Source organism: Celeribacter baekdonensis (assembly GCF_900102315.1).
Classification (GTDB): domain Bacteria; phylum Pseudomonadota; class Alphaproteobacteria; order Rhodobacterales; family Rhodobacteraceae; genus Celeribacter; species Celeribacter baekdonensis.
On record NZ_FNBL01000001.1, the window covers coordinates 467,583 to 482,107 of the forward strand.

Consider the following 14,525-nt stretch of genomic DNA (forward strand, 5'->3'; position numbering starts at 1 on the left):
GGGCGCGCTATCTTGCGGGGCTTTGCCCACATGTATTTATGAAACGATATGGTTTTGCAAATAAAAAGCGCCCCAGAGCCGGGGCGCTTTTTTCATTCAAAGCGACGTCAGCTTAAATATGCAGCGCACGGCCATAGGCGTCGAGCACCGATTCATGCATCATTTCCGACATGGTCGGGTGCGGGAAGACCGTGTTCATCAGGTCTTCTTCGGTGGTTTCAAGTTCGCGACCGATGACGTAGCCTTGGATCATTTCGGTCACTTCCGCGCCCACCATATGCGCGCCCAAAAGCTCGCCGGTTTTGGCGTCAAACACGGTTTTCACCAGACCCTCGGCCTCGCCCATCGCAACGGCTTTGCCATTGCCAATAAAGGGAAATTTGCCAACTTTGATCTCATATCCGGCATCAATGGCCTTGGCTTCGGTCAGACCAACGGAGGCGACTTGCGGATGACAATAGGTGCAGCCCGCAATCGAGTTCGGCTTGATCGCATGGGGGTGCAGACCGGCGATAAGTTCGGCCACCATGACGCCTTCGTGCGAGGCTTTATGCGCCAACCATGGCGCGCCCGCGATGTCGCCAATGGCGTAAACGCCTTCGACCCCGGTGCGGCAATATTCGTCGGTGACGACATGGGTGCGGTCGATTTTGACGCCCATCTCCTCAAGGCCGAGACCTTCGACATTGCCAACGATGCCGACGGCGGAAATCACCGTGTCAAACTCGTGTTTCTCGATTTTGCCGTTGATTTCGATATGGGCGACGACCTTGTCCTTGCTTCGGTCCAGCTGTTTGACGCCGGATTTTTCGTGGATGGTCATGCCCTGTTTAACGAATTGCTTTTTGGCGAAAGCAGAGATGTCTTTGTCCTCGACCGGCAAGACACGGTCCATGACTTCGACCACAGTCGTGTCCGCGCCGAGCGTGTTGTAGAAAGAGGCAAATTCGATGCCGATCGCACCCGAGCCGATGACAAGCAGCTTTTTCGGCATGTGTTTGGGCACCAAAGCGTCGCGGTAGGTCCAAACCCGGTCGCCGTCGCCCTCAAGGCCCGGCAATTGCCGCGCCCGCGCGCCCGTCGCGACGATGATGTTTTTGGCGGTCAGGATCTCGTCCTTGCCATCATTGGTTTTGACAGAGACTTTGCCATTTCCGGCCAATTTGGCCTCGCCCATAATCGCGGTAACCTTGTTCTTTTTGAACAGGCCTTTGATCCCGGCGTTCATCTGTTTGGCGACGCCGCGTGACCGTTTGACAATGGCGTCAAGGTCAAAGCCGATGTTGTCGACGGAGAGGCCAAATTCCTTGGCCCGGTGCATTTGGTGATAGACTTCAGCGGAGCGCAACAGCGCCTTGGTCGGGATACACCCCCAGTTCAGGCAAATCCCACCCAGGTTTTCGCGCTCGACACAGGCGACGTTGAGCCCCAACTGCGCCGCACGGATCGCGGCGACATAGCCGCCCGGTCCTGCGCCAATGACCACGAGGTCAAAAGATGTGCCAGAAAATGTGTCAGACATGGAGGGTCCTCCCGAAACCAAAATCAACGCCTTTTGCGCCCTGCCCTATGAGGTCAGCGAAAAGGCCCGCGCCATTTCAATCGTGCCGTCGCATTGCTGTTGATCCGCGATCCCGAGCGACGACAAAACAATTTAGTTTGATGCTAAACTATCTTGAAAATCGTGGCAACGGGGCGCGCAACACTCAGCCCGAAAGGCTGCGTCCCGCTCAGCGCATAGCTTGAGCGGGAGACGCATGGATTGGGTCGAGGATTTGAAAGCTCGGAAAACCGCGCCCGGATCAGGCCGCGCGTGCCGCCGCCATGTCTTTGAGCACCGCGCCGTAGCCACCAGAAGTGATAAATTGCGCCTCGACGTGGGTTGAGCGCCGATCCAAAGCCGCGTTGCGGTAAGGAAAGCGGCCAAACATGCGGATCACTTCGCGATGCGCCTGTGCGTGGCGCAGATTGTCGGGCTGTTCCGAAAGGCGTTCAAACATCAGGCGCACACAGCGGTCCTGATCGGTGAGGTTTTCGGAATGCATCAAAGGCAGGTAGAAAAATTGCCGCGCGGGCGCATCAATGCGCATGTCCCAGCCCTTATCAATCGCGGCCTTGGCGGCGGTGAGGGCGATCCGGTCAGAGGCAAAGGCGCGCCCCAGCCCGCGGAACATATTGCGCGACATTTGATCATTGAGAATGATATAGGCCAGCGCGCCGGAGGCATGGGTCAGCCAGAGCGAATAGGCGCCCTCCTGAGCCTTTTCCCAAGTAGAGAGGAACTGATCGCGGATGCGCGCATCAAGGGCCTCATCCACCTTATACCAATCTGCCGGGGTCAACTCATCCAGCCAAAAGGCAAGAATATCCTCTGGCGTTTTCTGCGGGGATTGGGTGTGAGTCTGGGCCATCAGTCGCTCCTCTCGACGGCGTCATCGTTGTAAAACCGTTACAATCCAAAAGAGTGGTGCGCAAGTTAATTATAATGTTGATGTCAAACTATTATCAATGTTGCTGAAAATGCCACTCGCAAGCCTCATCAGCCGTTTTGAGACCTGTGATCTGGCTCATCCTCATGGCTTGCCTCTTCGGCCCGTTCAATCGCCACCTCTTGGGCCATTTCCCCAACCACAGGCGAGGCCGAGGGCATCACGGCGACATAAGACGTGGTTTCATCCACCGGCACAGACGCGCGACGGGTCATCCGCCACAGCGCATAGGCGGCCACGCCCCCCATCAACACCGCCTGCATCAACCAATAGCCACGCGGACCGATATTGCCCATCAACCAACCGGCAATCAGCGGCCCACCGACAGCCCCCACCCCATTGATGAACAACAGCCCACCAGAGGAGGCGGCCATGTCTTCGGGGGCGAGGTAATCATTGGTATGGGCGATCAGCAGCGAATAGAGCGGATTCGCCGCCCCGCCCGCCACAAAGGCGATGCCCAAAACAAGCACATAGTTGCCGGGAATCAGAATGCCGACGAGACAGGCGACCGTGCCCATGCCCGCAACGCCAAAGATCGCTTTGCGCCGGTCAATGTGATCCGAAACCCAGCCAATCGGCATCTGAAACGCCACAGCGCCAATATAAATTGCGGCAATGAAGGTGGAGATTTGGCCCAAAGAAAAGCCCGATTGGGTGGCATAGACCGCGCCCATCGCCATTTGCGAGGCAAAGACACCGCCCATCAGGAACATGCCAACACAGCCCAGAGGCGAGACTTCAAACAGCTTTTTGAACGTCATCGGCTTGGAGGTTTCAAAGGCGGGGGTGGGCGTCACAGACAACAGGATCGGCGCGAAAGAGATCGAGACCAAGACCGAAGGGACGATGAACAAAATGAACCCCGACGGGTCACCTTGGGACAGAATCCATTGCGCAACGACGATGCCGACCATCTGAACCAACATATAGGCCGAAAGGGCCTTGCCGCGCACTTCGTTGGAGGCGGCATTGTTGAGCCAGCTTTCCGAGGTCACATAAACGCCGGAAAAACAGAACCCCAACAAGACCCGCAGAGCGGTCCAGACCCAGGGGTCCGCGACCACCGGGAACAGGATGAGCGCGGCGGAGATAAAAGAGGCAAGGGCCGCAAACACCCGCACATGGCCGACGCGGCGGATGAGCAGCGGTGCGACGCGTGATCCGCCCAAAAAGCCTAAGAAATAGCCCGACATGACGATGGAGATTTCCAGCGTCGAAAAACCTTCAAGCCCGCCACGAACCCCCAAAAGGGAACCCTGCAAACCATTGCCGATCATCAGTAAAAGAATGCCCAAAAGAAGCGGCGAGGAGGAGGCGAGGACTTGTTTCATCCCCGGACCCTATTGGGATTCGAGGAGGAGGGAAACCCGCGGTGTGTGGCGAGGTCTTATGCCACAGACATCGGGCCTCACGACCTCAATCGCGTTGCGGCAGCAAAAGCGAGGCATCGCCATAGGAAAAGAACCGGTAGCCTTCGGACAGGGCATGATCATAGACCGCGCGCATCCGCTCGCGCCCCATCAGCGCCGCCACCAACATCAAAAGCGTGCTTTTGGGCAGGTGGAAATTGGTCATCAACGCATCTGTAATGCGGAACTGATAGCCGGGTTTGATGAAAATATCGGTCTCACCCAAAAACGGTGCAATCACGCCGGGCGCGGGCGCGGCGGATTCGATCAGCCGCAGCGCCGTGGTGCCGACCGGGATCACCCGCCCGCCGCGTTGCTTGGTGGTGTTGATCTCATGCGCCGCGCCTTCTGAGACCTCGCCCCATTCCGCATGCATTTTGTGATCCTCGACATTGTCGACCTTGACCGGCAAAAACGTCCCCGCCCCGACATGCAGCGTCACATAGGTGAATTCGACGCCCTTTTGCGCCAGCGCCTTGAGCAGCGGCTCATCGAAATGCAGCGAAGCGGTGGGCGCGGCCACCGCCCCCATATTGCGGGCCCAGACGGTTTGGTAATCCTCTTTGTCCTGGGCGTCGGCTTTGCGTTTGGCCTCGATATACGGCGGCAAGGGCATCGACCCGGCCTGTGCCAAGGCCGCATCAAAATCCTCGCCTTTGAGGTTAAAGGCGACAATCGCCTCGCCCTCGTCTTTGGCGACCAAAGTGGCGGACAGATCATCGGAAAACCGCACCTCTTCGCCCTCTTTGATCTTTTTGAGCGGCTTGATGAGTGCGCGCCAGATCATCCCGCCATGCCCCGCCTGCGCCTGTGGCTCCAACAGGGTCACTTCGATCCTGGCCTCTTGATAGCCCTGTGCCGTGTCGCGGCCACGTTTGCCGGTCAGGCGCGCGGGCAGCACTTTGGTGTCGTTCAACACCAACCGATCGCCGGGCTGCAACCAGTCCAAAAGATCGGTGACATGACCATCGGTGATACTGTCTGGCGTGGCCACCAAAAGCCGCGCCGAAGAGCGCGGTTTGGCGGGCCGTGTGGCAATCAAAGCCTCGGGCAGATCAAAATCGAAATCAGACAGTTTCATATGGCCTCACATCAGGCGGATTGGGTTACTCGCCCCCGGCGGGCTTTTTACGGAAGATGTCGCGCAACGCCCCCGGCGTCAGGATCGAGAGCGGATTGACCCCGACAGCGGGCGATTTGGCATCCCCCGTGAGCGTATAGGTAAAGCCAAACAGCCCCTCGCCTTTGCGTGCCACAACCTGCCCCAGAGCATTGATAAAATAGACGGGCGAGACGACACCTTGGAGGTCCACCTGACCTGCGTTGGTGTCATAAAGCCCTTCGAGGGTAATGCCAAGAGAGGGGCCTTCGGCGGTGCCATCGCGGAGGCTCAATTTGCCCGGACGCAGGATGAAATCGCCTTGGACTTGCGAAAACTGAATGCCGCCCGCCCCGGTCATCTGATCAATCAGGCCGACGACAGAGACCGCGGACAAAAGCTCGGCCAGCGCCGGGGCGGATTGCACCCGGATGTCATGGATCACCACTCGCCCGTCATAGCTGCCGGCTTCGGGCAAGGCGGTCAGGCCAAAACTCATCTCTCCCCCCGACGCCCGCTCCAAAACCCCCGCCGCTGTCACGATGGACCCGGCATCTTTCGAGGTTGCGGTGATCGTTGGGCCATAGGGACCGGGGCGCACCGTGCCGGTCAAGGTGCCCGTGCCGTTCAGATCGCCCCGGAATGACCCCGTCACCCCGTCCGCCAGGGACAGGCGCGCTGAAAAGGCGTTCAACTCTTGACCCTTGGTGATCTCAAACCGATCAAGGCGCACCTCTATTGGGATCGCAGCACCCGTGCCCGACCCCGAAGAGCCACCAAACGTTGCCCCCGGCAGGTCAAACCGCCCGCCACGGATTTCGACTTTCACAGGCTGACCCGGTCCCTGCCCGACCAAGGAGGCGGGCACATCGAGCCACCCACCCAGTTTGAACCGATCCACATCCAGCCGATCCAGCGCACCCTCGGGCGTCAACGTCACCCGCCCGCCCGTGGCCTCAAGCCCCGCCGCCGAAAGCGCCAGATTGGTGATGTCCGGCCGATCTCCCGCCGTGCCTGAGATCGTAAACGAGCCGCGCGTTCCGGCGGGTTTACCCCATTTGAGCGGCGCGAAACTCAGCCGCATGCCCGAGAGGTCAGAGGAAATATCGAATTTCGGCGGCTGGCCTTTGCGCAGTGCCACGGACAGCGTGCCCGTCGCGTCGCCCGCCACCGTGCCGTCCGGCAAAGCGATCTTGAACGTATCCAAAAGCGCCTGATTGAGGGTGATCCGCCCGGTCATATCCGATGTGCCGCGATGATCAGGGCCGAAGTTTTTGCGCCATTGTCCGGCGGCCTGTGCCGTCCCGATCCGCGCCGACCCCGCAAGGGTCAGACCCGAGGGATCGACGGTCAGCGCCAGTTGGTCGGCGGAGAGCACCTGCCCGCGCATCAGTCGATCCGACGAGACATCGCTCAGCGTGCCGTTAAGCAGGAAATTCACATCCTCAAAGGTCACGATCTTATTGAGCGGAAAGGACATCAGGCCGCGCAGGTTGGCCTGCCCCTTGGCCACATCGGGACCAAAGGCGGCCTCATTGAGCACCGAAAACGGTTTTTCCGCCACCAAGGACAGGCCCGCCTCAATCGTCGATTGGGTGGCCAAAGCGATGTCCAGACGCGCGGGTTTTTCGGTGATATTGGGGATGCGCACCACCGTGCCCGCCATATCGACCGCGCCACCCATAGGGGGCGTGACCGCGCCGCCATCCAAGACCACCGTCAGAGCATTGCCAAAAATCGACCCGTAACCATGCCCGCCCAAAAGCGGCGGTTGCACCGGGATATAGCGCAGGTCGAGGTCGTCAAAACGCCAATCGAGCGCCAGCGTCGGCGCGCTTTGCCCAGGCACAAACCGCAGCGCCGCATTGAGGTCGCGGTAGGTGGCGGAGTGGATGTTTTCGGTCATCCAATCACGGGTTTTGGCGATGGCTTTTGGCGGCCAGAGCGCCATCAATTCGGCATGGCTCAGCGCATCAACCTTGAGATCCAGCCCGGCCTGCCAACCCTCGGACGTGGCCGCTGCGCGCCCCGCGCCGCGCAGCCAAATATCTCCTTGTTTGAGATCAATCTGGCCAATCTCCAGGCTAAAAGGCGCGAGCCGCAATTGCAGATCAGCCATGCCTTGATCGAACACCAAAGGCTCGGAGAACACACCATCGGGGGCAAGTTTCAGCTCGGAAAACCGCCATTGACTGGTAAAGACCTGCGGCCAGGCCCCATCAAAATCACGCAGCAAAATATGGCCGCGCCCGCTGATGTCGAGCGCGTCGGTTTTGAGGCTAAACTGAGGAAACTCAATCCGTTCTTTGCTGGGGTCATAGTCAAAATACCCGCTCGCCCCTTCAAAGGCCAAAGGCTTGGCCCCTTCCCCGGCAACGATCTGACCGGCGCCAATGGCAAGTTTGCCAGAATATTGCGCCAACCTCCCCTTGGTATCAAATTCGGCGCGCATGGCGGCGGAGACGGGCGCATCGACCACGGATAAAAACGACAAGGCCGGGCTTTGCAGGGCGAAATCGCGGGTCGGCGCATTGTCCATGCTCAGCGACATGACCGTCGCCAAAGAGCCTTTTTGCGAGGCAAAACTCACCTCGACATCGGAAAGGTCTTCGGTGCCGTTGAACAGTTCAAAATTCAGCGTGATGTCAAAGTTTTCATCCGAGTTGAGCAGGATCACGGCAGCGTCTGTCGCCTGCCACAAGCGGCCCGATCGCGCGTCTTCCAGCGAAACGGTGATTTCGCGCGCCTCAACGCGGGAGATTTTCGACAAGGGCTCGGTGGAAAAGGCGCGGTCAATCGCCTCCAACACTTCCGCGGCCGAGCCTGCCGTGCCCTGCGCGCCGCCGAAATCCAGGGCAAACGTCCCATCAGCCCGCCGTCGCACCGTGACCTGCGCCCCTGAAAGGCGCAGCGTGTCAGGCCGCAACCGCATCTGTTTGAGCGCGTCTTTTGAGAGCACCGCGCGCAATTCATTGAGCCGGGCGATTTCGGCACCGGAGCCATCAATCAAGCCGACATTGCGGGCGGTGACGCGGGGCACAAAGGTTTTATCGACCAGGACCACGATCTGACCGATGGAGATTTTGGCACCGTTGAGATCAGAGTTGATCTTTGTCTCGATGCGCGAGGTGATCGCGTCGGGCAGGATGACGGTGCGCCCGGTGAAGGCCAGAACCGCGATGCCGATGAACAGCGCGACAAGGGCCATGAGCGCAAGCGACCACAGGCCAAAGCGATGCGCCGGATGCAGGCGCTTGCGGGCCTCGGCGGGGGTTTCCTCGGTCTCGGTTCCCTGCTCAGTCCCCAGTTCAGCCCCCAAGGCTGGCGCATCCACAGCGGAGGCCGCCGCAGAGGGGGACGCAGAGGGGGACTCTGCCGCACTCTCTGCGGTCTGCGCTTCGGACATCTCCGGGCTGTGCTCCGGGTCGGTGCCCGGCGTGTGATCAGACGTGTGATCAGACGTTTGCTCCGACGTGTGATCCGGGGGTGGACGCTCGCTCATTTTAACTGCTCTGAGGCTTGTGTTGGTTTCATCTTGTCGTAAAGCGGCCTAAAACGAAACCGAAAGCCTGCGCAACGCGTAAAAGTATTCACAGCGTAAAAGTGTTCACACGGCATTATAAGGAGATCGACATGCTTGACCAAGGAACCATGGCCCCGGATTTCACCCTGCCCCGCGATGGCGGCACGGATGTGACCCTGTCCGATCTGCGCGGGCACAAAGTGGTGCTGTATTTCTACCCGAAAGACAACACGCCGGGCTGTACCACCGAGGCACTGGATTTTACCGCCCTCAAAGATGACTTTGCGGCGGCGGGCATTCAGGTCTTTGGCGTGTCCAAGGACAGCGTCAAAAAACACGACAATTTCTGCGCCAAACACAGTCTCGGCATCCCGCTTTTGTCCGATGAACACGGCACGGTCTGCGAAGACTATGGCGTTTGGGCGGAAAAACAGATGTATGGCAAAACCTTTTGGGGCATCGTCCGCGCAACCTTTCTTATTGATGAAGACGGTAAAATTGCCCATGTCTGGCCCAAGGTCAAAGTCACAGGACACGCGGACGAGGTTCTTGCGGTCGCCACCGCATGAGCGCGACTTTGAACACAGGGCCCCTGACGCTGGCGCAAATGGCCGAGGCGGTGCTGCGCACGAAGGGTGGGCGCGAAAAAACCGCGCTCAGCCACCGCTATGCCGAGATGTGGCGACAGTCGCGCGCGCCAGACGGCACCCCGATTGAGATCGGCACGGCCCATCCGCCGCTGCAACCGGCGCGCCCGGACAGGCCCGAACAGCTTGACCCGCGCGATGTGCCGCGGCGCAAACCCGGCAGCCCCGAAGGCCGGATCGCGATTTTGCACGCGATTGCCCATATCGAACTGAACGCGGTCGATTTACATTGGGACATCGTGGCGCGCTTCACCCATGTGCCCTTTCCGATTGGGTTTTATGACGACTGGGTCAAGGCGGCGGATGAAGAATCCAAACATTTCAATCTGATATGTGACCGGCTTGAGGCGCTCGGCTCCTTTTACGGCGCTCTGCCCGCCCATGCGGGCATGTGGCGCGCCGCCGAGGATACGGTGGCGGACATCATGGGGCGGCTGGCGGTTGTGCCGATGGTGTTGGAGGCGCGCGGTTTGGATGTGACGCCGGGCATGATCAAGATTTTCCAAAATGCCAAAGACCGCGAAACGGTGGAGGCGATGAACGTGATCTATGCCGAAGAAGTGTCCCATGTCGCCTATGGGGCCAAATGGTTCAACTTTCTCTGTGGCCGCGAGGGACTGGACCCGACCGAAGAGTTTCACGCCCTTGTGCGCCGGTTCTTCCCGTCGGGCACCAAGCCACCCTTTAATGACGAAAAACGCGCCGAAGCCGGGATGCCGCCGGATTTCTATTGGCCCCTGTCCGATGAGATGCCCGCCGCCTGGCGATAAAGCGTCAAGGATACCCCCTGCGACAGGCGGTCGCGGGGGGGCGCAATGTCACCCGATATGGTGGCGCTCACATAGGCAAAAAACCGCCCACAAACAGTCATTTCCCGCCCATGGCTCGCCCAAACCGCCGACAGGAAGGCAAAAGCGTTGCCCGCTTGGACTTCGTTCGCTAACAGAGTGCAACCGCTTGTTTATTGTCAGTGCCGATTTGGGAAAAGCCACGCAAAAGACGTGCAAAACTCAAAGTTCACAAGGTCTAAGGCGGAGAGAGATGGGAATGAGGACGGTTTTAGCCTAACAATGATACACAAGCTCAATCACATGCTTGAGCGCAGACTCCCCGAACGCCGGGTGTTTCTGCGGTCTGACTCTGAGACCCGCTATCTGCGGCTTTCTCCCCTGACACAATTGGTGGCCGTAACCGGAACAACGGTGATCGCGGCTTGGATGATCGTCGCCTCCGCGATCATTTTGATGGACAGCATCGGGTCGGGCAATCTGCGCGAACAGGCAGGGCGTGATCTTGTGTTGTTTGAAAACCGCGTGGCGGAACTGGCCCATGAGCGCGACATGCGCGCCAACGAGGCCGCCGCCGCCCAGGAGCGGTTCAACACCGCGCTCAAACAAATCTCCGCCATGCAATCCCAGCTTTTGGCCTCTGAGGAGCGCGTGCGCGAATTGGAAACCGGCGTGGATGTGATTCAGGCCAATCTGCGCGATGCGTTGAAAGCCCGCGACGAAGCGCAGCTCAGCGAAGAACAGGTTCTGTCCAAACTCAATGGCGACGCGAATGCGGCCAAGGGGATGACGCCGCAGGATATGGAAAGCACCGTGGATGTGTTGGCCGTGGCGCTGGCCGATACGGCGGCAGAACGCGACGAGATGGCCCTGACCGCGTCCCAGGCGATGAAAATGGCCGATGTGTTGGAAACCGATCTCAAGCTGATGGAAGAAAAGAATGACCGTATTTTCACCCAGCTCGAAGATGCGATGACCGTGTCCGTTGCCCCGCTTGATAAAATGTTCAAAGCCGCCGGGATGCCGGTCGACTCGATGCTCGCCACGGTCAAACGTGGCTATTCCGGCCAGGGTGGTCCGCTGACCCCGATCACATTTTCGACCAAGGGCGGCATGATCGACCCGGATTCGATGCGCGCCAATGCGCTGATCGACAAGATGGACAAGCTCAACATTTACCGGATCGCCGCCCAAAAAGCCCCCTTCGCCCTACCGCTCAAAAACGGCTTTCGTTACACTTCGGGCTTTGGCCCACGCTGGGGACGGATGCATGAAGGAACGGATTTCGCCGCCGCCTATGGCACGCCGATCTATGCCACCGCCGATGGTGTGGTGACATTTTCCGGCTGGTCCTCGGGCTATGGGCGTTTGGTAAAAATTCAACATGAGTTCGGGATCGAGACACGTTATGCTCACCAATCCCAACTTCTTGTGAAAGTTGGTCAAAGAGTCTCGCGTGGGGAGCAAATCGGTGCTATGGGGAATTCTGGCCGCTCCACTGGCACGCACCTCCACTATGAAGTCCGTGTACAGGGCAAGGCCGTCAACCCGATGATCTACATTAAGGCTGCCAACGATGTTTTCTAAAAGCAGGATCAATGAACCCGGCCCGAAACAGGGCGAGGATATCACAAAACCCGAAACGGCGGCTGCAAAGCCCGCCTTGCCGAAAACTCCGGCCCCTGACTTCTCCCAATCCGCGCCCAAGGCGAAACCGCCCGCATCGGTGCTGTCCTCTGACCTCACTGTCGTGGGCAATCTGAAAACCTCCGGCGATATTCAAATCGAAGGGACGGTTGAGGGTGACATTCGCGCCCATCTTTTGACGGTTGGTGAAACCGCGATGATCAAAGGCGAAGTGATTGCCGATGATGTGGTGGTCAATGGGCGTGTTGTCGGTCGTGTGCGTGGCTTGAAAGTCCGCCTGACTTCAACCGCGCGGGTCGAAGGCGACATCATCCACAAAACCATCGCGATTGAGAGCGGTGCGCATTTTGAAGGCTCCGTTCAGCGCGCTGACGATCCTTTGTCGATCGGTTCGAAAGCGGGTGGGGCAAAACCCCAGCCTGCGAAAGCGCCGGAACCGACCCCGGCCAAACCCGCCTGATCGGGTCTCATATTTGACTTTTAAAAGGCGGCCTTCGGGTCGCCTTTTTTCGCATCGGGCTCTCGGACCGCCACACTTGCGCAGATTGGGCCGCAGGCGTAGATTATCGTCAGCACGTCCGCCCAGAGAGCGGCGTTTGCGACTCACCGAAATCATCGCCCTGGCTTGGTCCCCGCCTTTTGAGGCCCCGTCTGGCAACCCTGATTTTCTTGAGGGAGACCCCTTCGGCCTGTCGCCGGAGGGTCATATCGACATGCAAGATCATTGGGAGATCATCATGGGAAAAGGCGACAACAAGCGCGGCAATAAAGAAGTCAAAAAGCCGAAACAAGAAAAGACCAAGGTCTTGGCCACCGCCAATTTTGGCGCGGCCAAGCCAATGTCTTTGGGCGAAAAGAAAAAGGGCAAGTGATCTGAGCGGGACAGGGTGCAAAACTGCAAAGCTGTTTTGCCCTTGAGGCCCACAGTCGTCCCGGTCATGGTGGCGCGCACGCTATAGTGGAGCCGCCATGACCCTCGCCCCTGACCTGACCCTTCTCAAAGCCGGAAATCTGCGCGGCGCGCTGTTGATGGTCATGGCCATGGCCGGGTTCTCGATCGAAGATATGGCGTTGAAATCGGTCACCGCGCATTTGCCGGTGGGCGAAGTGTTGATCTTGTTCGGTCTGGGCGGTTTGACGGTGTTTGCCCTGCTGACACGTCAGCGCCGCGAACGGATTTTTCACCCGATCCTCTTCAGCCGCGTGATGGCCATTCGCGCCCTGTTTGAAATGATGGGCCGGGTGTTTTTCACCCTTTCTCTGGCGCTCACTGCCCTCTCCACCACCTCCGCGATTTTGCAAGCCACGCCTTTGGTCGTGGCCGCCGCCGGCGTTTTGATCTTTCGCGAAAAGGTCTCGCCGCTGCGATGGGCCTTGATCGCATTGGGCTTTGTCGGCGTGTTGATGGTGCTCAGGCCGGGATTGTCGGGCTTTACGCCCCTGTCGATCCTGGCAGTGCTGGGCATGATCGGCTTTGCCGGGCGCGATCTGGCCACCCGCGCCGCGCCCCCGATCCTGTCCTACGCGCAATTGGGCGTCACGGGCTTTGCCGCGCTCATCCCCTCGGGCGCGATCCTGTTGCTCTGGGGCGACGCGTGGGTCATGCCTTCGCTGGTCGATCTGGCGTTTTTGTCGGTGGCGGTGGTCGTCGGCGTCATCGCTTACACCGGCATCACCATGGCGATGCGCATGGGCGAATTGTCGGTGGTCACGCCGTTTCGCTATGTGCGCCTGTTGTTCGCGATGATCCTGGGCGCTTTGGTCTTTGGCGAGCGCCCCGACGCGATGGAACTGGCAGGGGGTGCCGTGATTGTCGGTGCCGGTGTGTTGCTGATGATCAGTTCCCGGCGCAGAGCGTAAAGGCGGCCCGCAGACCGCCCTTTATCCTTCAATCCGCAGCGAGAGACCACCGTCCGCGCAAATACCATATGTCACATGACTTTGACCTTAGCGGTCGCAACTGACCCAAATGGAAAACCGAGCCTTCGCCCACAGCGCAGCGAATGGCGGGAACGAGGCCGAACCTCCCAACTTACTCACATGTAGTGGATGTCGGCTTTCTCGGTCTCGAGAAGAATAAGCACCGATCCAGTGCCTCCAAACCCCGAACGCTCTTCATTCAAATTCGATGACGTCTGCCGTGGCTTCCAATTGCTCTCGCACCTGAACAAGAGTTATCAGTGATGCTCTAAGATGCTCATCGTCAACGAGACCCTCTTCGGCGTATTTCTTCAAAGCGATGAACCCTGAGATCATGGGGCCGTCATCGCCTTCCGTCGTGTCAAACAGTGACATCAGCTCGTGTTCTAGCTTTTCAGCTTCTCGGTCACCTATGACAGGCGCGAAACGCGACTTGAAGGTTGATAGATATACTCGCATCGACCCGACGTGTTTTGTGGGGTTCGGTTTTTCCGCCGCCACCTCCTGGTCGATTTCTTTTAGGCAAGCCGCCATCTTTCGCAGCAGCTCAGCAGCTTTTACCCGGTCGGCCTCATTTGCATCGCTGTACTTCGCAATAGCATCCTGCAATGCGAAGACCATCTTTATGAATAGTAATCCATGTTCTGACATTGTGCGAAGTTCGAATGGACCCATCTTTACGTCCCCCTTCGTAATTTTTGGATGAAAGCAGCAATTTCTACACCACCTAAGCATACCCGCATTCCCGATGTCACGACAATGACTGTTGCGACCACCAGCACCATAAATGCAAAAAGCTTCTAAAAATTACTTGCCGTGGTGGGAGTCGCATTCAAGGCCTTTGTTTTGGCCCCGATTCCAAAACCGGACGTTGGGAGAGTTGCGGCTAAAGGCAACTCGGTCCCACATAGCAGACCCCGCTGCACGTTGCGATCAAGGTCCGGTTTGGGTCAGACATGCTTGGCGGTTGGGACAATATGCATAGCACGGTCTGCTGATA

At 58.8% G+C, this 14,525-nt stretch carries 12 protein-coding genes; 6 read left to right on the forward strand and 6 right to left on the reverse strand.

The window, feature by feature from the left end:
• Positions 1–112: 112 nt before the first annotated feature.
• The 5 genes from lpdA to BLT54_RS02340 form a co-directional block, all read right to left on the reverse strand.
• Entirely contained in the window at positions 113–1,522 is a 1,410-nt protein-coding gene (gene lpdA / locus BLT54_RS02320; protein WP_074640618.1) for a dihydrolipoyl dehydrogenase, read from the reverse strand.
• A gap of 280 nt (positions 1,523–1,802) precedes the next feature.
• The gene (locus BLT54_RS02325) at positions 1,803–2,411 is read right to left on the reverse strand and encodes a DUF924 family protein (protein WP_074640620.1); all 609 of its coding nucleotides are present in this window, start codon (positions 2,409–2,411) and stop codon (positions 1,803–1,805) included.
• Between the two features lie 128 nt (positions 2,412–2,539).
• The gene (locus BLT54_RS02330; RefSeq protein WP_074640622.1) at positions 2,540–3,823 is read right to left on the reverse strand and encodes an MFS transporter; all 1,284 of its coding nucleotides are present in this window, start codon (positions 3,821–3,823) and stop codon (positions 2,540–2,542) included.
• 85 nt (positions 3,824–3,908) lie between these two features.
• Positions 3,909–4,982, reverse strand: a complete 1,074-nt coding sequence (queA, locus tag BLT54_RS02335) for a tRNA preQ1(34) S-adenosylmethionine ribosyltransferase-isomerase QueA (protein ID WP_074640624.1) — start codon at positions 4,980–4,982, stop codon at positions 3,909–3,911.
• Positions 4,983–5,007: 25 nt separating this feature from the next.
• Positions 5,008–8,502 (reverse strand): YhdP family protein, encoded by a 3,495-nt coding sequence (locus BLT54_RS02340; RefSeq protein ID WP_074640626.1) that lies wholly within the window; start codon positions 8,500–8,502, stop codon positions 5,008–5,010.
• A 131-nt stretch (positions 8,503–8,633) separates the two neighbouring features.
• Here BLT54_RS02340 and bcp point away from each other — a divergent pair, with 131 nt between their 5' ends.
• The 6 genes from bcp to BLT54_RS02370 all read left to right on the forward strand — a co-directional run bounded on the left by bcp (position 8,634) and on the right by BLT54_RS02370 (position 13,465).
• A complete protein-coding gene (bcp, locus tag BLT54_RS02345) occupies positions 8,634–9,092 on the forward strand; it encodes a thioredoxin-dependent thiol peroxidase (RefSeq protein WP_074640628.1) in 459 nt (152 codons plus the stop codon).
• Positions 9,089–9,940 carry a ferritin-like domain-containing protein gene (locus BLT54_RS02350; protein WP_074640630.1) on the forward strand — a complete coding sequence of 284 codons (852 nt, stop codon included), beginning with the start codon at positions 9,089–9,091 and terminating at the stop codon, positions 9,938–9,940. Before bcp ends, BLT54_RS02350 begins: the two co-directional genes overlap by 4 nt.
• Positions 9,941–10,240: 300 nt before the next feature.
• Positions 10,241–11,545 (forward strand): M23 family metallopeptidase, encoded by a 1,305-nt coding sequence (locus BLT54_RS02355; protein WP_074640633.1) that lies wholly within the window; start codon positions 10,241–10,243, stop codon positions 11,543–11,545.
• A complete protein-coding gene (locus BLT54_RS02360; RefSeq protein WP_074640635.1) occupies positions 11,535–12,065 on the forward strand; it encodes a bactofilin family protein in 531 nt (176 codons plus the stop codon). Before BLT54_RS02355 ends, BLT54_RS02360 begins: the two co-directional genes overlap by 11 nt.
• A gap of 136 nt (positions 12,066–12,201) precedes the next feature.
• Positions 12,202–12,477, forward strand: coding sequence for a hypothetical protein (locus BLT54_RS02365; protein ID WP_074640638.1), 276 nt, complete (start codon positions 12,202–12,204; stop codon positions 12,475–12,477).
• Between the two features lie 97 nt (positions 12,478–12,574).
• The gene (locus BLT54_RS02370) at positions 12,575–13,465 is read left to right on the forward strand and encodes a DMT family transporter (protein ID WP_074640640.1); all 891 of its coding nucleotides are present in this window, start codon (positions 12,575–12,577) and stop codon (positions 13,463–13,465) included.
• A 255-nt stretch (positions 13,466–13,720) separates the two neighbouring features.
• Here BLT54_RS02370 and BLT54_RS02375 read toward each other — a convergent pair whose 3' ends face one another.
• Positions 13,721–14,200: a hypothetical protein gene (locus BLT54_RS02375; RefSeq protein WP_074640642.1), complete on the reverse strand. Its 480-nt coding sequence runs from the start codon at positions 14,198–14,200 to the stop codon at positions 13,721–13,723.
• Positions 14,201–14,525 lie beyond the last annotated feature (325 nt).